Below are 20,149 nucleotides of genomic sequence, written 5' to 3' on the forward strand. Positions count from 1 at the left end.
ACGTGATGTTTATTTAAGTGCCGGATTAGAACGGAAAAACGGTGTAGATGAACTTGTGGAGTCCATTAAAGACCGTACCAGATTTGAAAATGAATTAATACGTGCTTCTAAACACCCATTTGTTCTTATCGTGGAAGATTTGGAAGGCTATCAAAAAATATTGAAGGGTGAGTACAGGAGTAGATACAAACCCGAATCGTTGTTAGGTAGTCTGAAAACATTCGAAGTGCGATATGGATTTTCTACTGTGTTTCTTGCACCTGCTACTACCGGAAACTATATTTATCACCATTTCTTATATATGGCTCGTGAGCTACTGAAAAGAGGGTTTATATGATTGAAACAGTTTCTATTCATCAAATAAATAAAGCGATTGAAATTCAAAAGGAGTTCTACCAATCTGAGTTAATTCAAATGGGATATTTTAAAACACCAGAAGGGCTACAGTTATATGAACTTTCGTTGAATCAATTAGAAGATATATATAGAAAAGAAAGGAGGGCGAATAGGGAATGAGTGATAGAAGTTTTACAATACAAAAAACAGCTAGCATAAGCTAACTGCTCTCTGTGGCCCAAGGTAAGAGGAGAGTTTTACTAACGATTTCAACTTAGGAAGTTCAGCCATATTGGCTCATAGATAGTATGAATCAAACGTAGAATTTTATGCAGGAGGGATAAAAAGTGAGAGCATCCACAGATTTTCTATTAGTACTATCTACAAAATTGCAAGAGATTGCGGACAATACGGCAGATATGGAAACAGAAAGTGAATTAAATGAGTTAATTGACAAAATCATTGAAAGTGTGTAAGGGATTTTCATTTCTTAGTAAAAACGACGTCATAAAACAGGGGGAATAGGCGTTTGAATTTCTTTTGAATACCATAGGTATCTAAAGTTGTAAAACCTCTTAAAACGAATTCTACACGCTTATAAAGAAAGTAGGTGAATCATCAAGTGTTAGACTGGTTAAAAGATTATCGAAAGTTAGAAGATGAAATTATCTATTTGGAAAGTGACTTATACCGAAGCAAGCGAGAACTAAAACGATGGGTCAGTGGTGATTTGCGAGAGGTACGATTAACCGCTGAGTCAGAAGGAGCAAAACTTGAAGATCGTATTGCTGTACGGGAATATGATTTAGCTCATAAGATGAATGACATGTTTGATTTCAAAAAGGTAATTAGTACATTCTACGGTTTGGAACATAAAATTATGTATGGTAAGTATGTGGAGGGCAAGACATTGGAAAAGCTTGCTGAAGAGTTAGACTACAGTCCACGTTATATCTATAATAAACACTCGCAAATAAAGCGTATGATTGAATATGCTCAAAAGTTAGGTTAACAAAGTATTAAGTTCACTTCAGTTCATGTTAACTATTGCAAAAAGGGTTTATAGTAATAACATAAAGAATTGACGAAAGGGCAACTGATGATGCACGGTTGCTCTTTTGTTTATGTGTGGATAATAAAATATCACGTACCGGATTATTTATTGAATTGTGGAAGACTGAAGTAGGAGGTTTACAAGTGAATCTAAAAGACATATCAACCAAAGATCTAAGTGATGAACTGGAGAAACGTGAAGGTATTTCAACCATTTCTGTTGAGCCTTACGAAAAAAATTGAAGTCGGTGGATTTGTCGTTAGTGGTCCTGCGATTATTTTGATTAATAAGGATTAGGGGTGAAAGTATGAAGAGAGCTGTATTAAAAACTGTTAATGGTGATGTTCATGTTATGAAGGGCCCATCTTTATTAGCTTTATATAGACAACTTGGCAATAAATTATTCACTACAGATATCGTTATAGATATCAAAGATGATAACGGGGAAATTATGGCGATGTTAAATGCAAAGTATGTTGTTTCGGTTGTATTTGATAACAACTAAACAGTTGGAATTTTACATGTAACAGCCGATAAAATCCAGTCTGATACGAAACCATACATTTCACTGGAAATGCGCTCATGCTTGCTATAGAGCGAAGGGGTGGATATGCGAGTGTGGAAGGGATTAATTTACCCTCCCATCGATGCGCTTGACCATCTAATAAGGAAATACAGAAATGAAATTTGAGGAGGTGATTCTCATGAAAAAACACGAGAAAATGCTTATTCAAAAACTAAAGAACGATGCTCTTGCGGTTGCTAATGAGATTAACGACATGTCTTATGATACGGCCCGTAAAAAGAAAGCTGAGTTTCTAAGAAAGCAACTCCAAGATGTGAAGGTTATATGCGGCGCTATAAACAAATCAACCGGAAAGATATGTACGAAACCTCCTGTAGAAGGCTCGGCTAGATGCGCTGGACATGGAGGACTGTGTACTGGACCTGTTACGGTAGAGGGTAAGGAGAGGGCGTTAGCTAACTTATCTCCACAGGCCAATATGATATACGGTTTATATGCGCGCTTTGTTATGACTGACGAAGAGAGGGTGTTTTATGGTTCTATGATGGAAAGCTATGAAGCTAACTATGAACTAGACCTGGCAAACCTTATGTTATTAGACCGAGCATTGCGTAACTTCATACTCAATCAACGTAAGGAGATAGCTGAAGCTGGTGAACAAGTAGACGAAAGCAACAGCTACAATGACTATGACACGAAGTTTTTACGATACATGCAGGCACTTGGATTTGATCGTAAGTTTAATGTAAGTAAAGAGCACAAAGATAATGATAAAGGAATCAACCTTAACATGTTATTCGATATGGGTGATGAGTCATAAAACAAATGCATAAAAACATGTATAAATGATGGGAAACGTTAGTAAATAGGCTTTCGAGGAGATTTCAAGAATGTTGTTATATCAACGATGTATACTTATACACTACCTACTTTTTGTGTATGTATTAAGAACGTTGATATATCAGTGCTTGAGGGAGATTGATAGTTTACATAACGAGAGTTATCGGAAGTCATTTTAGTTACTGTATACAAATCCTATACATCGTGGTGTTCTTACCTCTCGAAGCCCCGTCATTACTACATTTATCGCTAATATTATGAGGGTAGGGGGGCTTTTCCGCTCGCATGGTGACATTTTTCGAAACTATAAATTTACTAAAAAAAATTTTTCCTTTAGAAAATTCGGAAGCTTCTACATGTTAGAGAAGGCTAGGATTCACGATATACTTTGGTTGCTCTTTTGGAGAATATTTTCTAATGGATGCAATTTGATCTACAAAGTGATCCTGTCCATTCTTCCTAAATGTTTTACGCTTGGTAGTTGAAGAATATTTTTTAGTCCCTAAAAGTGTCTTATGTTTGCGGCCCTTTGTAACTTTGATTGTATTCGTATCGATGAATACAATTTCGATTGCTTCCATTTGTAGAATTGAACCATTTTTCATAATAATCTCTGTTCCGTTGTATAAAGGGTTAAGCATGGCATTAGAAAATCCAGCTTTTTTATCTAGTTTATTCTGGAATCTTTTTTGGTTTGCTTCTTTTATAGCCTGATACCTATCGGATTCTTTTCTTATCCAGTTTTTCAGTGAAGATAGCATGTTTTTAACTCCTTAAATGGATGTGTTGATTTAACAGTACATGATGAAGAATTAAAAGGTCAATAAAATTTGCTGTGAATTTTTAGAAATGAGGTGGTTCAGATGAATGACCTCACAGCCAAACAATTAAAACATATGCGGAATGTAATGAAAGACCCTATAGGATTTACTGAAACAACTGGAACTGTAAAAGGTAAGCCGTTTCGTTTTGCTCATAGAGGACATTTACATGATGTGTATCGGGATAAGCACCCTCGTATTGTTATCGTTGCGGGTCGCCAAGTAGAGAAATCGGAGACAGTTGACCGCGTGATGAAATACTCAGGATATCAGCGAGCCTATACAACAATCACTTACACAGCCCCACGGCAAGAACAAACGACACGTTTTGTGAATGACCGATTTAGGGCTTCTATTAAAGCGAGCAATCAAGGAATACTTGAGGGAATGGTGGACCCAAAAGGAGATGCCAAAACTCGTATACGATTGCTTAACTCTACAGTTTACTATTTTGGTAGTGCATGGGCTGATGGTGATGCATTACGTGGTATCCCAGGAGATATGGTATTTTTTGATGAGGTCCAGGATATTACGCAGACGGCCATCGAATCAATTGAAAAATCCGTTTCTCACTCGGAAATGAAGGACCCTAAGACAGAATTAAATGGGAAGTGCTTCTATACTGGCACACCTAAACAAAAAGGTTCTTATTATGACAGAACACTTTGGGGACAGTCGGACCAAAAGAAATGGAACGTCGTCTGCTGCAACTGTGGACATAATCAATTCATGACGATGAAAAATATCATGGTTCAAGATGAGGGAGAAGAAACAGAGCGTAGGTATTTCGGTTGTTTGAAATGTAAAGAAGAGTTAGACCGAGAAAATGGCCATTGGGTTGCAACTAAACCAGCTAACAAAATGTATAGCGGCTATTTGTTTAATCAGCTCAACATGACCTGGATTAGCGCTAATCAAATTTGGCGTGACTTCCTTACGATGGATTCTATGACATTCCACAATGAGGTACTTGGTGAGTTTTATTCTGGTGAGGAACAACCAATTACACTCGAGGATGTACTTGCTTGTACGGATAAAACGCTAACTTTGAAGAAGCAATCTGAATTCCAAACAGTAATGGGTATTGACTATGGTAGTGGAGAGAAATCCAAAACAATCATAACGATTGGTCACAGTTATAACGGGAAAATTTATATTGTTTATTTAGAAAGTTGGCTTCCGGATAAAAACGATAAGCGTAATCACCATGATCAACTTATTGAACATTTGTGTAAGCTACAAGGGCGCTTCAATGTTGAAAAAATCGTGGGTGACATTGGTTATGGTAGCTATGAGTCTCAGAAACTATATGGTATCTATGGGCGAAATGCTATCAGCTGTCGCTACGTAACGTATGCTAACGACCCACGAAAACGCGAATACAAAGGATTTAATGATTCTACATTACAAGTGGATCGTACTTTTTCAATGGATAAGCTTATTGACATGTTTCATAAACAACAAATAGTTATTCCTTACAAAGAACCGGATAAAGTCGAGTTCTTTTTTGATCATTATACAGCCATTGAAAAGATATTCACTGAGTCCACTACTTCAACGGGGACGAAACGCTACGACCACAGAACACCAGACGATGCCTTCCACAGCTTGAATTATGTTCGCGAAGCAATATATGAGCTTTCGAACCGTTTTGAGTGGGCTGTAGTAGAAAGAGAGGATACATTAGATCATCTCTTTGGAGACAATGACGACTTACCACAATGGTAATTATTTCTGTAGTAAGGGGGTGGGAAAATGGGACTTTTTACAGGTCTACGCGACAAAATGCCTTGGAATTATGCTCAAAAGAAGCAAGAAAAGGAACTTTTAGAGTTAGCACGAGAGATTGGTCTTTATAAAGATGATACGTATGAAAGAGATAATCAAACCGACTTTAATCCTTCTGATTTTGGGCTTGAGGTTTACGACAGAATGTTGACAGATGGGCAAGTTAAAGCTGGATCTGAAATGATTAAACTTTCTAGTACAGCAAAAGGATTTACTGTTACTGGAGATGATGAAGAAACTCGTAAGTATGCTGAGTTTATACTTGAAAACTTTGAATCTATACAAGGTAATATGGAAGATTATATCAGGGAAATACTCTCAGCTATTGATTATGGATATAGTTGTACTGAAAAGGTATTTGCGTATCAAAACGGTCAGATTAGACTAAAAAAGTTAAAAACATTAGACCCTTACAAGGTTAGTATGAAAACAAATGGCTTCGGGGATATCGAATACATTAAGCAATCCATTGGTACAAAAGAAATTAAAATACCAGCAAACAAGGTATGTTGGTATGCTTACGATAAAAAGTTTGGCAACTTGTATGGAAACTCCATGTTGAGAACAGCTTATAAACATTGGCTCATCAAGGACAAGTTATATCGCTTTGCAAACATAGCTTACGAGCGTTATGGTACACCTCTGTTGGTTGGTAATGTACAAGATGCAAAAGACGTAGGGAAAATGGAAAAAATACTGAGAAGTATTAATGGAATGACTGGTCTAGCTATCTCTGGAGGCGACTCTATCAAGGCTGTACAGATGAGCAATGCCGATTTTATCGGTTATATCGAGCATCATGATCGTAAAATTATGGAGTCTATGTTAATTCCACCAATGTTATTGGGGCTTTCTCGTGGACAATCTGGCAGCTATGCTTTATCGGGTAACCAATTTGATATCTTTATGATTCGTCTGGAGTCACTTCAGAGGGATGTAAAGTCATTAATTGAAGAAGAGATTATAAGACCGTTGATAGATTTGAATTTTCCTAACGTAAAACGATATCCTTCTTTTCAATTCAGACCATTGGCTGATAAGGATACCGAGAAAATGGCTCGTGTGTTCCAAATGATGATTGACAAAGAAGTAGTTGCACCATCTGAGGACTGGATTCGTGAAGAACTTGGGATGCCAGCAATAAGTGAAGAAGCGAAAAGAGAGATTCAAGAAAATAAAACTTTACAAAGTGCGTTACATAAAGCAAAAGAGGATAAGAAAAAAGAAGATCCAGGAGCAAAAGATACAGAGGGAAAGTAAAAGCTTCTGAGATGTTTCCAAGGAAGCATGTAACATATGGCGAGAGACGAAAAAGGCTTAACACAAAGTTAATTCTCAAAGATATGGAAGAAATTGAATCAGCCTTCCTTACTGAATCTCAGAAGCTAAACAAAAAACGTCACGAGCAACTTATGGAGCGGACTAAAAAGTTGATTCCAGAGCTTCAAAAGGCTCATCAACAAGGTGATTTCAATGAGGTTGAAGGTCTTTTAGCAACTCTACAGATGCCATCTCATAAGGAATACAAAAAGTTAATGACTAAATTAATAAAATCATCTGTGGAAGCTGGAGTTTTACGAGCACATTCTGAATTGGAGAAAATACAGAAGTTATATTCCTTTTCAGAAGATATTTTCGAACAAATAACAGGCCATTACGCTTATGAGGTTGTATTTCCTCCAGAAGCTCAAGTGTTTTTGGAAAATTATTCACTTGAAATCACAGCTATTACTGAAGCTACAGTGCTCAATGCTATCCGAGAAGTATTCATGCAAGGGTTAACTTCCGGAACAGCACTAAAAGAGCTTATTCAGCTCATTAGGGAATGTTCTGAGAGATGGCTAAGCCAACATCACGCTGAAACAATAGCCAGGACGGAAAACGGTAAGATGTACAACGCAGGAAGACTTGCGCGTTATATGTCACCGGAAAATAAAGGGTTCGTAGTTGCCTTACAATATGATTCTATTGTGGATGGTCGAACAACTAAAATCTGTAGACACCTTGACGGAATGATTATTTCAATCGGGAACGCTTCAGTAATTGCCGAGTATACGCCACCTAATCATTTTAAGTGTCGTGCTACTTGGCTACCTGTATCAAAATTTGAGGAGTGGGAAGATAACTTTGATATCTCTATGAAGCCAGAAAAAGGTTTCGATTTTACAGCCCCATTACCGAGGTTACTAAATGGTATAAATCGGGAACCACTTGTTAGGCCAAGACCAGAATAAAGCTCACCTCAATATGAGAGTGGGTTATTTGTGTTGCCTGATAATACGCTCCAATTGTGATTATCTCCACTGCGTCGATGAGGTCATTATACCTGGGGCGTATTTAATTAGATGGTTCCAGTACCTCTTTGCTCCTCAAAAATACATTAGGAGGTGAGAAAGATGAGTAAAGTTAAAAATTTGTTTTATGAAGGGAAACTTACAAAGTCATTTTCAGAAGGTGGCGAAGGAGAAGATCTCATCAAAGAAGCTGAATTGTTCTCTACTGGTATTCATCGAGGAACTGCGTACACTGTGGAAGACTTAAATACACTAGCTAATAACTTTGATGTTACCGAAGAAATCCCAATTCAACTTGATCACTCTAATAGTGTCCGTGACACTGTTGGATATCTTGAAGAAGTAAGTGTGGAAGGCGATAAATTATTAGGTAAAGTTCGTATTATTGACGAATCCACAAAAGAACGTATCGAAAAAGGATTAATGAAAAAACTTTCTATCTCATTTTACATTCAGTACAACGAAGAGGATGACACGATTAGGCCTCATAAATTAAGAGAGGTCTCTTTAGTTGCGTTTCCTCAAGTAAAGTCAGCTCGTTTATTCAGTGAAAATGGTTATATTTCGGAAATTGATGAGACTAAGGAGGCTGAAACAATGCCAGGACAAAACAATCAGCAACCGCAAAATTTCAAACAGTTGCAAGAACAATATAAACAGTTAGAAGAACAAATGAAACAATTACAAGCTCAAAATCAATCATTCTCAGAAGGGAAAATGGATTCAAAAATAGAGAAATTCCAAGAAGAGAGCAAAATTGTACCAGCTCAAGCTGTTTCATTAAAAAATTTATTATCTTCATTTTCTGAAGAACAAACTCAAATGTTTGATGAGTTTATGAAAAATGCTACACAAATCGACTTCCAAGAACAAGGGGCAGTTGCTGGAGAAGGAGATCAAGATAAACGAACTCAAGAGCAAAAAGAATTTGATAAATTCTATGAAGAACACGAAGCTAAATTCGGCAAAGATTTATAAAACTATAAAAAGGGAGGTCCGAAACTATGAGAAATAGAGTTGAATTAAATATTCCTGAAGATGGTATTTTCACTTTCAAAGTAAAAGCTGGTCAAACTGTTAAGGTTGGCGAGTTAGTTGAGATTACAGGGGATTTTGAGGTGCAACGTGCCAGCGCTGATTCGAAGAAAGTTTTTGGAGTAGTATACTCTGGAACTGTTGCAATTGATGGTGTCAATGTAGGATACCAAGGTGACAAAGGAGATTCCGTTTCAATTGCTTTCAAGGGGTTACTTTACGTAATAGCAGGTGGAACTATTGTAGCAGGTGACAAAGTTAAAGCTGGTGCAAATGGTGCAGCAGTAAAGCAAGTAGCTACAGCTACTTATGTTGCGGATGAGGAAAAACAAGTAGTTGGCACAGCACTTACAGGGGCTACTTCCGGAAACAAATTTATTGTAGCGTTAGGCTAATAATTTTATAACCAAGGGGGTCATATAAATGGCTGATATTATGTTAGGACAACATCCACTTTTAAAGAAAGAATTTATTGATAAACGTGTTAGGGGACTTATTGGACATCAATTTGTAGCTGATCAATTGTTTACAGCTTCCACAGTGGATGCTTTAGCAATTAAATATTTACAGGATGCCGATAAGGACTCAAAAGATCGTCAAGCTTATGACGGAGTACCAGAAGTAGGGGAAGGCTCTACTTTCCAACGTATTGGATTGAACGAAGAGGAAAAGACAGCAATGATTAAAAAATATGGTCTTGAAGCTGTATTAACTTACGAAATGCAAAAATGGGGTTCTGATGGTGTTTTTGAACGTGCTATTCGCAAATTAGCTCTTAATGTCAAGAAAATGGTTGATACAATGGGTTACGATGTAGCAACTAACAAGTATACTATCGGAAATGGTATTCAAGGTTCGACTTCAGGGGGCTGGGCAGCAAACGAAACCAATGTGATTAACGAGCTTGTTGATGCAAAAACAGCAATTGCTGACTTTGGTTATTCGGCTGACACAGCTGTTGTTCATCCAAAAGTTGGAGCTACATTATTGAAAAATAAAGGTATTCGTGATGCATTACGTGTAAACAACACTGACGTAGCTTTATTGCGTGGATATATTGGCGACTTTATGGGTCTTTCCATTATTCAAGATGACAACTTCAAGGATGGAGATGTTGTAGTCCTTCAGAAGAAAATCATCGGTGATATTGCTGACGCTGAAGGGTTACGAACTGGTACGTATAACGAGGAGAAAAATATGAGAACTGTTGCACGAGCTACTCGTTTTACTCAAGCGTACGTAACAGATCCTAAAGCAATCTTCTTACTTAAAACTGTTAAATAAGAATAGAACAGCAATACCAGGGGAGGTTCATACATATTGTGTGAGTCTCCCTTAATTTTTGATATGGAGGCAATACGATGAAAGTCAAAACGTTAGTTGAGCATGTACTTGAGTATCAGCGACCAGTAGGTGAAACCTTGGAAGTTGATGAGGCAGTAGGTAATCACTTAATCGAGCATGGTTATGCCGAAGAAGTAAAAGAAACTCGTAGCAATGCAAAGAAAAGTACAGATCCAAAGAAAGAAGATAAATAAGGGAGGTTGACAGAATGGCATACACAACGCCTACAAACATTAGAACGACTGTAAGGGATTTATCTCCAAATATCACTGACTCAGAAATACAGGTCTTTTGTGAGAAAGCTACTATTTACCTTGATGCTAGACTAGGAAGTTTGTATGCTGTTCCATTCAACCCAGTACCACCAATGATTAAGGAACTAGCTACCGATTTAGCTGGTTACTACTTGGGAAAATGGTTGTATTCTTCTCAGAAACCAAACTTAGACGAGAAGGTTGCTAACAAGTTTGTTGAAATTAAGAATACAATTACTGAAATTATTGCTGGTGACATGGACATTGGAGTACCGCTTTTAAACGGAAAACACTCTGGCTTTGCTACTACAAACAACAGAGATCCTATATTTAACTTGGATACGGAGTGGTAGGTTATGCCAGGAGTAGACTACAGGGTAACTGTAAGACCTAACGGAACTGATTTGCGCCTCAGAAATATAGGCAATCGTTTAAAAGATTTGAGGACGCCAATGACTCGCTCGGCTACCTATATGGAGCGCTCTGTTGGGAATCGTTTTAGAGCAGCACCTTGGGTTCCACTAAGCGAGAACACTATCAAATGGCATCCAAACCGAGCAGGTGGAAAACCACTGAATGATACAGGACAGTTAAAAATGAGCGTAACAGGTGGAGCTATCAAACGCATTGATAAACTGGAAATGTATTTTGGAACAGCTTTACCAAAAGCGAAACTTCATAACTTTGGAGGCCGCACAAAGTTTGGCTATGTGCCAGCTCGTAAATTTTTATACTTTGATACGCAAGATGAATCCATGATTAAGCGTATCTTTCAGGATTATATAGAGGAGTTGGTAGACTAATGGGTCTATACCTAACTATCAAAAATGCATTATATGACCAATTAGTTGCTGGTCTTACTACTCAGTCAATCAAAGCAGACGTACACAAAGTACACTATCAAAATATAGCATTCTTTCCAGCTCTTGCTTTTGAGCTACAGAAACGCAGAAAAGTCAAAAAGGGACTTGGAGTTTCAGAGGTGGAGTTTACTATATTGGTTTGGGTGTATTCAAACATACTTGATGCTGAGGATGCTGAGGAAGAGTGTATCGAGCTCTTGAACGTTGTAGAGAAAATCATCGAGAGTGATAAAACTCTTGGTGGTACTGTTGCGTATCTTTCCATAGACGATGAGGCCGAATTTGGACAAGTTGAAACTGGGGAGGCTAATTTTCTACAAGGTGCAAGACTTCCAGTTTTGATCCGCTCAAAACCAATACCAAAGGAGGTATAACATGAAGCTCAAAAATCCTTTCAATTTTGACCTCAAAATAATTCAACCTTTTGATCAACTAGTCAAAGCTGGGGAAACCATTGAGGTAGACAAGAAAGAAAAACAACTTATAAAAGACCTTAAAGCCGTCGGATTTGAGGAAGTAAAGGAGGTTGGTGAATAATGGCACACGGATTTGACCACACAGTTGTAGTTGGTAAGGAAACTACAGCAGGTACAAAAGTAACTGCTTTCTCATGGCTTACGATTCTTGAAAGTTTTGAGCCAGAAGAGAATTTTAATGTTGATCAACGTAAAGGTCTCGGACAGCGGTCTCCAATGAAATTACGTACAAAAGCTAAAGAGTTCGATGCAAGCTTTGGAGGCGTACTACAAAACGCTCGGCCAATCTTGATGGCTCTTGGTAAAGAAGTAAAAACAGGAGATGCTACAGCGGGTTATACACATACACTTACTCCAGTAGGCAAAGGAGAAGTTCTTCCAAGCTTCACTTTCCAACATAATATTGCAAGTGGCTCGCTATTGCGCAACTATCTTGGTGGCAAAGTTGATACGTTAACTCTTACAGCAACAGCTGAGGAAGCGGTTGAGATCGAAGGGGATATGCTTTTCTTAAACGTTGATACGACTGGCACAGCGTCAGCAGTTACAGCTGAGTTGAATAACTATTACATGTTCTATGAGGGCACTGTGAAAGTGAACAACGCCACTGTATCGAATATCTCTGAGTTCGAACTTGAGATTAGTAACAATTTAGAACGTCGCTTTTATGTCAACGGTAAAGACACAGCTGGGAAGGTTCAAGAAGGCTCACTTGATCTTGCTCTCTCAATGACAATGGATTACTTAGATAAAACACACTGGGATTTATTCCAAAGAGGTGCGGATATTGCGGTTGAGTTGAAACTTCAAGATGTTGGCGAGCCAAAGAACTCAATTACGATTACGCTTACTGGTGGTAAGTATGATACGAACGCTATTGGTGCTGGCGCTGAGGACGTAACAGAACAAGAACTTGAAGCAGTATTCACTGATATCTCAGTAGTTGCTAAAGACGTAATTAACAACTTATTCGCTTAATAAACTGAGGGTCTTAGTCCCCTTTCAAAATAAAACGATAGGAAAGTAGGAAACTATAATGACAAACTCTAAACCTTGGCTACGTAAGAAAGAAGAAGAACTTGTAACATTACATGGAGTGAAAATTCACTATAAAAAGTTGAGTTATGGTGAGTCTCGTAAAATCGCTGAACAAGCTACTACTTTTGACAAAATGGGACGTCCAATTAAAAACGATGTATCACTTGCAATGACACTTCAAGTAGTCCACTCAATTACTGATTGGGAGCTAACTAACGATGTTGGGGAGAAGTTACCAATTATGTTAGATACGTTTGATAACGAATTAGATCCAGACTTTGTAGGGGAAATTATTCAAGCTGTACACACGAAAATTGATAACGGGGTAACAGAAAAAGAAAAAAAGCAATAGAGCAGGCAACAAAAAGAATGTTAGAAGGCAAGTCTGTTGCCAATCCTCCTCGTTCTCTTTTGTATTACGAAATAGGAAAGATCTTCAAAAAGTTACCCGACGAGATTGATCGACAAGAGAACAAGATTATGCAGGAACTTCTCATTGTTCACAATACCATCAGTGAGTTTGAAGCTAAAGAGTCACGAAAAGCGAAACGTCAACAGGCTAAGCAAAAACTAGGAGGAGGTGCTAGGTAATGGCTTCAATAATAGACATCATCGTTAAAGCGAACGACAATGCTAGCCGAGTGCTCGATAATGTTGCTGACAAAGCTAATTCAACAGGAACAAAAATAGCTGCTATTGGTGCTGTAGCTAGTGCCTCCATGCCAGCTTTACTTGCAGGGCTTGGCGGTGCGGTTGCACTTATGGGTACAGCTGGGGTAGCTGTGGCAGGTTTTGGAGCTTTGGCTATGACGAGTATCACTGGAGTAATAGAAACCACCGGAGAGCTTGAGAAGGCTCAAGAGAAGATTGACAATGCTAGTAATGCTAAGGAGCGTAGTAAAGCGCTACAAGAGCAACAAGTAATCTTAAACGGTTTAACAGCCGAGGAGCGCAAAGCAGTTACAGCAACTATGGACTTTAAAGCTAACTGGAAAGATATGCAAGATGAGATGAGCCCTACAACATTTACTATGATGGCTAACGGTATGGACTTGACTAACAATGTCATGACCAAAATGTTTCCAGCTATGAAGGGAGTAGGCAACTCGTTTGCAGGTATGCTAGGTCAGATGAACCAAGCAATTGAAGGCGGTAAAGCAGACGCTTTCTTTGAGCATATGAACACCTTTGCAGTCCTGATGTTCGAAATGGCTATGAAATCAGTAGGAAACATACTAAAAGGACTGAGCAATATTATGATAGCTTTCACACCTTTGGGTATGGATATGAGGAATGGATTAGTTGATTTGACAGCTAAGTTTGCATCCTGGTCAGCAGGTCTACAGAGTTCAACCGCATTCCAGTCATTTGTAAGCTTTGTACAAACGAGCACGCCTATCATAATGAACATCATAGGTCAACTATGGGGTATACTCGTTAAGCTAGTTACCGCATTAGCACCGCTAGGATTGGCTGTATTAACACTGGCTAGTAATTTCCTAACGTGGGCTAACAACTCAGGATTCGTACAAGCAGCATTAGATTTAGTCTCGGCAGCAGGTACTTGGCTATCTCAGAATATGCAAACTGTACAGCAAGTCCTGGTAGCGGTAGTTGCTGGGTTTGTAGCTTTCAAGGCGGCACTCGCTATAGGTAGTGTTATTACTACAGTAGTAACAGCTATTAATGGATTCAGACAAGCGATGGTGCTTGCTCAGGCAACAACTACAGCAATGAGATTGGCAACAACACTTCTGAATGCAACTTTATTAGCTAACCCCCTCATGTGGATAGCTGGTTTGATCGCTCTCGTAGTAGCGGCTGGTGTGTTGCTTTATATGAACTGGGACACTGTGAAGGCTAAAGCTATTGAACTGTGGAACAAGATGAAAGAAATGTGGGAAGGCATCAAGCAAGCTTGGAACGAGGGAGTTGAAGCTACTAAGCAATACTTCGCTAACTTATGGTCAGATGCTACAGCTAAAGCGAATGAGATAAAAACCAATGTGTCTAACAAGTTCAATGAGTTGTGGAATACAGCTAAGACGATCTGGAACACTGGAATCGCTCAAATGAAAGCATTGTTCCTCAATTTAGCTATGGAGGTAGTACAAAAAGCACTACAGCTCAAGAGTGATGTAACTAATACGTTCAACGAACTATGGAACTCAGCCAAGCAAGTATGGAACACTGGAGTTCAACAAATAAAACAGTTCTTTACGAACTTGTATAACGACGCAAAAACAATCGCTGGCAATATCAAACAAGGTATTGTCGACAAGTTTAATGAGCTTTGGAATCAAGCCAAGAATCTATGGAATACAGGGATTAACGCTTTGAAGTCTATTATTAGTAACTCTGTGAGTGCGTTCACTTCAGCGGTGTGCTCAATTGTAACTGGAATTGTGGACGGTTTCCGAAACGGTTTCACTACAGCAGTCAATACGGTACAAACGGGAGTTAAAAACTGTTGGAGTGCTATTAAGAACTTTACAGGTGATTTCCTAAGCGCTGGTAAGGGACTACTAAGTGCATTCGTTGACGGTATGAAGTCTGGTATTGGAAACGCTGTAAGTGCCGTATCTGATGGGATGGCTAAAGTACGTAGTTACTTACCGTTCTCACCAGCTAAGAAAGGACCCTTAAGTGATCTTGATAAGTCTGGTAAGTCATTCTTTCCAACTTGGTATGAGTCAGCTTTAACACAAGTGAAACCAATGACGAGAGCTATCGGTGGAGCTATGAATGCAGTAAGTGACCAAATGGAAAATGGCTTTGCAGGTGAGTCGCTGAGAGCATTCACTGGAGGCAAACCAACCGTAACAGTTAACCACGTTGTAACAGTGGACGGAGCAGTTGACTTGGACGGTCGAGGACTACAAAGTATCGAGCAGAAGTTGAACCAACAAGTTAACGATAAGGTTGCAGGTTACGACAATACACCAGAGTATCTGAAAGATTTACGACAAGCAATGAGAAAACGATAAGGAGGTCATAACATGGCTATAGAACAAAGAGCGTTCCCCTTAGAATGGATGGAACAATATAGACTAAGTGACAACTGGTGGAATGGAAGCTACTCTCCTATTCGTGCTGGTAGTAATGAAGGCTATATTTCCTTTCTAGGTACACCAGCTGGAGTCCGTGAGGCAATTGTGACCTCCAAAACTCCAGCGAAAGTGTACTTGCGATTGTATTTTTACTATGGAGGAGACTTTTTAGTTGGTAAGCACCAGCTTTCGAGTCGTCCTACTCAGTCAACTAAACCATATCATTTGGCGCTGACTGGTTGGGAGTTCACTCCAGATGTAAACCAATATCAAGATTATAACTTTACAGGTATTATTCGAGATGACCTCGTTAGTGGTAAATATCAAGGTGTTACTATATGGAATAACAAAGGCACACCAGCGAGTGAATGCTGGGGAGTTATTGACAATCCATATAGAGCTTATTGGGTTGTGGAGGGAGATTGGAACGTTCCACCAGAAAGACCACGTTTGGACTATCCGACATTTGGCATCTCAGTAAACCAAGAGCTTACCGTGAGATGGACACCACCAGTCAACGAAACGAATCCAAACAGTTTAAGTTATGATGTTGCTATCTCAGATGATAACGGGACGACTTGGAAGAACTACCCTAAAGCTACTACGAATGGTATTACAAGCTACAAGATTAATACCTACAATATGAGTCAGACAAGAAAAGCAATCGTAGCTATTCGAGCGTTTGACGGAGAGTTTTACTCAGAGTGGAATTATTCAGACTGGTTTATTATCTTCCACGATGTAGCACCAAAAGCGCCAACTGGAACGACTCCAGTAGTTGGCTCTACGATTGATCGAACAGCAATTAACACGTTTAGCTGGAAGGCTGACCCTAAAGCAATTCAAATGGGTTATCAGTTCCGTTGGCGTACCGTTTATTCTGGTGGTAACCGAGGAAGCTGGAACTACGTACCGAACTCAACGAGTTTTGTCAACTCTACGAGTCAGCATTACAATATGCCATCCAGCACATTGCCGCTTGGAATGTTCGAGTGGTCTGTTAAGACAACGGACGATTTTAACTTGCAAAGCTCCTGGACGACAGAGCAGTTGGCTATCTCAGCTAATCCTAGTAATGCTCCTAACATGGTGTATCCAACTTACGCAGTTGTTCATCCACAGGCTACTATGGTAGTCGAATGGACTTCTGTGGAGCAATTACAGTTTGAACTATTCTTAAAGAACCCTGGAGGAGTCACTCTTTGGAGTACTACTGGCACTACTGAGCGTAGTGTAAGGCTTAACTACACGTTAATAACGAACGAGGCTTACTACATTCAACTACGAGTCAACTCAAGCGGTGTCTGGTCTAGTTTTGTGAGGACGGACTTCTCCGTCAACTTTGCAACTCCAGCTATTCCAATTATTCAACGAGTTGAGGAAGCTGGCTCTGGTGTTACTAACGTAGTATACAACCAAGGTGAGCTTGGCATTAACTTACCACCTATCACGGAGGACGGAGTTACTTTTGCAAATGATTGGGAGCGTCGAGGCAATGTATCGCTTTCTCGTATTGTCCCGGTGGATGCAACAAGCTACAAAGTGAATGTGAGCGACCTAACAGCTGGTAATAACTTTGCTGGAGTATCTATCTATCTTGATGCTACTCAGATTCCAATCGTTGCAGGTGCTACTTATGAGGTAGTTGGTTTTTCTGATAACAATGGATTACGAGGCATTGTCTGGTTTTATGATGCTAACGGAAATGACATAGGAAGCACGGCAGATCCAGCTGGTCAAGTTGCTGGCAGTGGTGCAAAGTCAGAAGTTTATGCAAGTCGAGTAGCTCCAGCTAATGTAGCAAAAGTCAGAGTAGTATTTGACAATGTGTATGGAACTCCTATGAGTGGAGGGGCTAACGTAACTGTGAGTGGTATTCAGTTGAGAATTACATCTCCAGTAGCTACTAACTTAATAGATTGCTATCGTCGAGAGTATACACTTACTGGGAATGCTGAGTGGGAACTAATCGCAGGAAACCCAGTGGTTAGCTCAATTGACACTGGCAACTTAGTGCCACGCTTTACAGACTCAAGTTGGGTTAGACATGCTCAGACAACTATAATGACCCCTTACAAAATGAGGATTCAAGCACCTGCAGCAACATTCCTTGAGAGCTATGTCTACATTCCAGTTAAAGCTGGTCAACAATACACTCTCATTGGTTTAAGCTCTGGTTGGTATATCCGACCTCAGACGAACACAGGAGCGAGTACTGGAGCAGAGATGGTTGGCGGTGTTCAGTATAAAGTATTTACTACTCCAACTGGTACTGAGAGGCTAATGTTTGTAGCTTCAAACAACTCGACAAATGACACCTACTTTATTCAGCCAATGTTGTTGAAAGGTAACTTCCCACAGAGTGCGCCTTTCCAGCCAAGGCCACTAGACGGTATTCGAGGAGGATTCCTTGACTATACGCCAGCGAGTCAAACGCTTTATGAGTACAAACTCGTAGCATGGAATTTGGTAAATAACACCAAGTCAGAAAGTCCACCTCGCCAGTTTATGCACACATTCAATGAAACTATTGTTCAAGATGTAGACAGTATAACTGACTTGCATTTTCTGACTATGGTAACTGATCGAGATAGCTCTACTGAGGTCGACTCAGCGCTACAACGATTTGTTGGACGTAAAGACCCAGTAAGAGAGTACGGTGAGAATGAAACGACAGAGTTGAGTATCGAGTGGGAGGTTGACACTTGGTTCGAGGCTAAGCAGGTGAGCGACTTGTTGAACAAGCGAGAAGTTTACTTGTACCGAGACGGATCGGGTCGTAAGATGTTCGTCTCAACGGATAAAGTCAATATGAAAGATAAGCAAATTAGTGGTTTCGTAATGAGTTGCGAGTTTACCAAGACTCACTATGATACTGATAATATAACAACATAGGAGGAGAGAGAATGCAACCATTAGCACAGAAAGGTTATTCTGATGAGCAGGTTTATGATGTATTACACGCTAAAACCAAGGCTCGTAACATTCGGTTTAGATATGACTTATTAGATAAGAACTTAAACTTCAAGCGCACACTTGACAACATTCTTGACGGAGAGGTTGCTTTCTCAGCCTTCTCCGCTATCAAGAGAACCGCTAAGTTTACATTAAGAGAAGAATACATGCCAGCTCATATTGAAAGACGATCACGCTCAGTAAACTTCTACACAGGCCTTGCGTCAAATGTGGCAAACTTGAAATTTGAATCTTGGAGTAAGACCAATGTAGCTATGGATAATGGCGAGATGAGATTACAACCTTACAGTGGAACAATTACAAACTCAAGATTGGAAGATGGTTGGCGAACAGTAACAGACAATCCAGAGCAAGCTCACGGGTGGATGGCTGGAGAGTTCAAGCCTTGGGCTAACGGAGTTAATTACTACACGGTTTCACAAGGAGGCGGTTGGCAAGGTAGCTACGCTCAAGAGGTCAAACGTGACACAGCTAACACACAACCCGTCGGAATGCAAACAATAGGTAACGGATTGGTAGTAGTTAGTGGAGGTCAAAAGATATACGTCTCGTTCTTTTATCGCTTGTTTAACGGAGAGATTCACCCTAACTATGTATACGCTATGAGCTCAGCTGGAAACATTCGACTCAATGAAAATGTAACTATGACCAACACGGGATTTAACAACTGGTATCGCTGGGAGGGAGAAGTAACTGTTCCAGCTGGCCGAGCTAGTGCTGGTTACGGTTTGTTAATGGCTTGCGATTCAGGAGTTCTCAATGGTATTTGTAACTACGATAATGTTTATTTTAGTGGAACAGCTAAAGCGATCTACTCTGGTATTGCTACAAGCCCTGTACTTGATATGAGCAATAGTACGTACCAGGGAGTTGACATTCCACGAGTTAAAGAAGCTAAGCTGTCATATGACAATGTATTTGGCACACTTACCAGAGAAGGCTCTTGGAGTCCAGAAAATATAGTCAAAACTCGCTACTCGCTGAATGGTGGGACTACTTGGTCTAGTTGGGTCACAACTGTTCCATATGGTTCTCTTGGTATACCAGCTGGTTCAGACGCTCGAAAGTTGAGAGTGCAACTACAATGGAGTGCTGGAAGGCACAACTCAGCTGACAATGTTCGACTCAAGTATGTTAATGTAGCAGTCACTTACGAAGAGGACACTCTCATTCCAAAGCGTGATGTGATTAACTATTTGAGCGATCGAATCAAGCCCTACATGGAAATTGAAATGCCAGACGGCAACTGGTTAGAGTTTCCGCTAGGAGTATTTCTTCTTAATTCGCCTACTCGTTCCGACCAAGTAAAAGGGGTCTACAGGGATATTGAAGCTTATGATCAACTTGTTATACTTCAAGAAGATAAGGCTCTTTGGAATCGTACTTTCTGGGGCTATCCACATGAGGAAGTAGCTGACTTGCTAGAGTCTCTTGGATTCAACCGTAAGTTTATT

At 39.7% G+C, this 20,149-nt stretch carries 23 protein-coding genes and 2 pseudogenes; 24 read left to right on the forward strand and 1 reads right to left on the reverse strand.

Going from position 1 to position 20,149, the window contains the following annotated elements:
- From ACP6L7_RS31110 to ACP6L7_RS31140, 7 genes and pseudogenes are all read left to right on the forward strand, one after another.
- Positions 1-337, forward strand: a 337-nt coding sequence (locus tag ACP6L7_RS31110; RefSeq protein ID WP_430529652.1) for an ERCC4 domain-containing protein, incomplete at its 5' end; no start/stop codon positions are given.
- A complete protein-coding gene (fbpA, locus tag ACP6L7_RS31115) occupies positions 334-516 on the forward strand; it encodes a Fur-regulated basic protein FbpA (RefSeq protein WP_430529427.1) in 183 nt (60 codons plus the stop codon). The genes ACP6L7_RS31110 and fbpA, both read left to right, overlap by 4 nt.
- A gap of 167 nt (positions 517-683) precedes the next feature.
- Entirely contained in the window at positions 684-812 is a 129-nt protein-coding gene (locus ACP6L7_RS31120) for a hypothetical protein (protein ID WP_430529426.1), read from the forward strand.
- 146 nt (positions 813-958) lie between these two features.
- Entirely contained in the window at positions 959-1,348 is a 390-nt protein-coding gene (locus ACP6L7_RS31125) for a hypothetical protein (RefSeq protein ID WP_430529643.1), read from the forward strand.
- A 185-nt stretch (positions 1,349-1,533) separates the two neighbouring features.
- Positions 1,534-1,687, forward strand: a pseudogene (locus tag ACP6L7_RS31130) (BC1881 family protein).
- A 10-nt stretch (positions 1,688-1,697) separates the two neighbouring features.
- Positions 1,698-1,895, forward strand: coding sequence for a hypothetical protein (locus ACP6L7_RS31135; RefSeq protein ID WP_430529411.1), 198 nt, complete (start codon positions 1,698-1,700; stop codon positions 1,893-1,895).
- 199 nt (positions 1,896-2,094) lie between these two features.
- Positions 2,095-2,736: an HGGxSTG domain-containing protein gene (locus ACP6L7_RS31140; RefSeq protein ID WP_430529410.1), complete on the forward strand. Its 642-nt coding sequence runs from the start codon at positions 2,095-2,097 to the stop codon at positions 2,734-2,736.
- A 379-nt stretch (positions 2,737-3,115) separates the two neighbouring features.
- On the opposite strand, the gene ACP6L7_RS31145 is transcribed toward ACP6L7_RS31140, so the two are convergent.
- Positions 3,116-3,517, reverse strand: a complete 402-nt coding sequence (locus tag ACP6L7_RS31145; protein ID WP_430529409.1) for a hypothetical protein — start codon at positions 3,515-3,517, stop codon at positions 3,116-3,118.
- A gap of 102 nt (positions 3,518-3,619) precedes the next feature.
- Here ACP6L7_RS31145 and ACP6L7_RS31150 point away from each other — a divergent pair, with 102 nt between their 5' ends.
- The 17 genes and pseudogenes from ACP6L7_RS31150 to ACP6L7_RS31230 all read left to right on the forward strand — a co-directional run.
- A complete protein-coding gene (locus ACP6L7_RS31150; RefSeq protein ID WP_430529408.1) occupies positions 3,620-5,305 on the forward strand; it encodes a phage terminase large subunit family protein in 1,686 nt (561 codons plus the stop codon).
- A 27-nt stretch (positions 5,306-5,332) separates the two neighbouring features.
- Positions 5,333-6,625 (forward strand): phage portal protein family protein, encoded by a 1,293-nt coding sequence (locus ACP6L7_RS31155; protein WP_430529407.1) that lies wholly within the window; start codon positions 5,333-5,335, stop codon positions 6,623-6,625.
- An 11-nt stretch (positions 6,626-6,636) separates the two neighbouring features.
- Positions 6,637-7,599, forward strand: coding sequence for a phage head morphogenesis protein (locus ACP6L7_RS31160; RefSeq protein ID WP_430529406.1), 963 nt, complete (start codon positions 6,637-6,639; stop codon positions 7,597-7,599).
- A gap of 162 nt (positions 7,600-7,761) precedes the next feature.
- On the forward strand, positions 7,762-8,637 hold the full coding sequence (locus tag ACP6L7_RS31165) for an HK97 family phage prohead protease (protein ID WP_430529405.1): 876 nt from the start codon (positions 7,762-7,764) through the stop codon (positions 8,635-8,637).
- A 26-nt stretch (positions 8,638-8,663) separates the two neighbouring features.
- Positions 8,664-9,089 (forward strand): hypothetical protein, encoded by a 426-nt coding sequence (locus ACP6L7_RS31170; protein ID WP_430529404.1) that lies wholly within the window; start codon positions 8,664-8,666, stop codon positions 9,087-9,089.
- 28 nt (positions 9,090-9,117) lie between these two features.
- On the forward strand, positions 9,118-9,978 hold the full coding sequence (locus ACP6L7_RS31175; protein ID WP_430529403.1) for a phage major capsid protein: 861 nt from the start codon (positions 9,118-9,120) through the stop codon (positions 9,976-9,978).
- Positions 9,979-10,055: 77 nt separating this feature from the next.
- Complete coding sequence (locus tag ACP6L7_RS31180; RefSeq protein WP_430529402.1) at positions 10,056-10,232, forward strand: hypothetical protein; 177 nt, start codon at positions 10,056-10,058, stop codon at positions 10,230-10,232.
- Positions 10,233-10,246: 14 nt separating this feature from the next.
- Positions 10,247-10,645, forward strand: coding sequence for a phage protein Gp36 family protein (locus ACP6L7_RS31185; RefSeq protein ID WP_430529401.1), 399 nt, complete (start codon positions 10,247-10,249; stop codon positions 10,643-10,645).
- A gap of 3 nt (positions 10,646-10,648) precedes the next feature.
- Positions 10,649-11,095 (forward strand): phage virion morphogenesis family protein, encoded by a 447-nt coding sequence (locus ACP6L7_RS31190; RefSeq protein WP_430529400.1) that lies wholly within the window; start codon positions 10,649-10,651, stop codon positions 11,093-11,095.
- Positions 11,095-11,529 (forward strand): hypothetical protein, encoded by a 435-nt coding sequence (locus ACP6L7_RS31195; RefSeq protein ID WP_430529399.1) that lies wholly within the window; start codon positions 11,095-11,097, stop codon positions 11,527-11,529. Before ACP6L7_RS31190 ends, ACP6L7_RS31195 begins: the two co-directional genes overlap by 1 nt.
- 1 nt (position 11,530) lies before the next feature.
- The gene (locus tag ACP6L7_RS31200) at positions 11,531-11,692 is read left to right on the forward strand and encodes a hypothetical protein (RefSeq protein ID WP_430529398.1); all 162 of its coding nucleotides are present in this window, start codon (positions 11,531-11,533) and stop codon (positions 11,690-11,692) included.
- Positions 11,692-12,609, forward strand: coding sequence for a phage tail tube protein (locus ACP6L7_RS31205; RefSeq protein WP_430529397.1), 918 nt, complete (start codon positions 11,692-11,694; stop codon positions 12,607-12,609). Before ACP6L7_RS31200 ends, ACP6L7_RS31205 begins: the two co-directional genes overlap by 1 nt.
- Positions 12,610-12,667: 58 nt before the next feature.
- Complete coding sequence (locus ACP6L7_RS31210; protein ID WP_430529396.1) at positions 12,668-13,021, forward strand: hypothetical protein; 354 nt, start codon at positions 12,668-12,670, stop codon at positions 13,019-13,021.
- Between the two features lie 17 nt (positions 13,022-13,038).
- Positions 13,039-13,260, forward strand: a complete 222-nt coding sequence (locus ACP6L7_RS31215; protein WP_430529395.1) for a hypothetical protein — start codon at positions 13,039-13,041, stop codon at positions 13,258-13,260.
- Positions 13,260-15,656 (forward strand): phage tail protein, encoded by a 2,397-nt coding sequence (locus tag ACP6L7_RS31220; protein WP_430529394.1) that lies wholly within the window; start codon positions 13,260-13,262, stop codon positions 15,654-15,656. The genes ACP6L7_RS31215 and ACP6L7_RS31220 overlap by 1 nt, the downstream gene beginning before the upstream one ends.
- 12 nt (positions 15,657-15,668) lie before the next feature.
- A complete protein-coding gene (locus ACP6L7_RS31225) occupies positions 15,669-18,614 on the forward strand; it encodes a phage tail protein (protein ID WP_430529393.1) in 2,946 nt (981 codons plus the stop codon).
- An 11-nt stretch (positions 18,615-18,625) separates the two neighbouring features.
- Positions 18,626-20,149 (forward strand): annotated as a pseudogene (locus ACP6L7_RS31230) (hypothetical protein); the annotation flags it as partial.

The sequence above is a fragment of the Bacillus silvicola genome (genome assembly GCF_050524305.1).
GTDB lineage: Bacteria > Bacillota > Bacilli > Bacillales > Bacillaceae_G > Bacillus_A > Bacillus_A cereus_AT.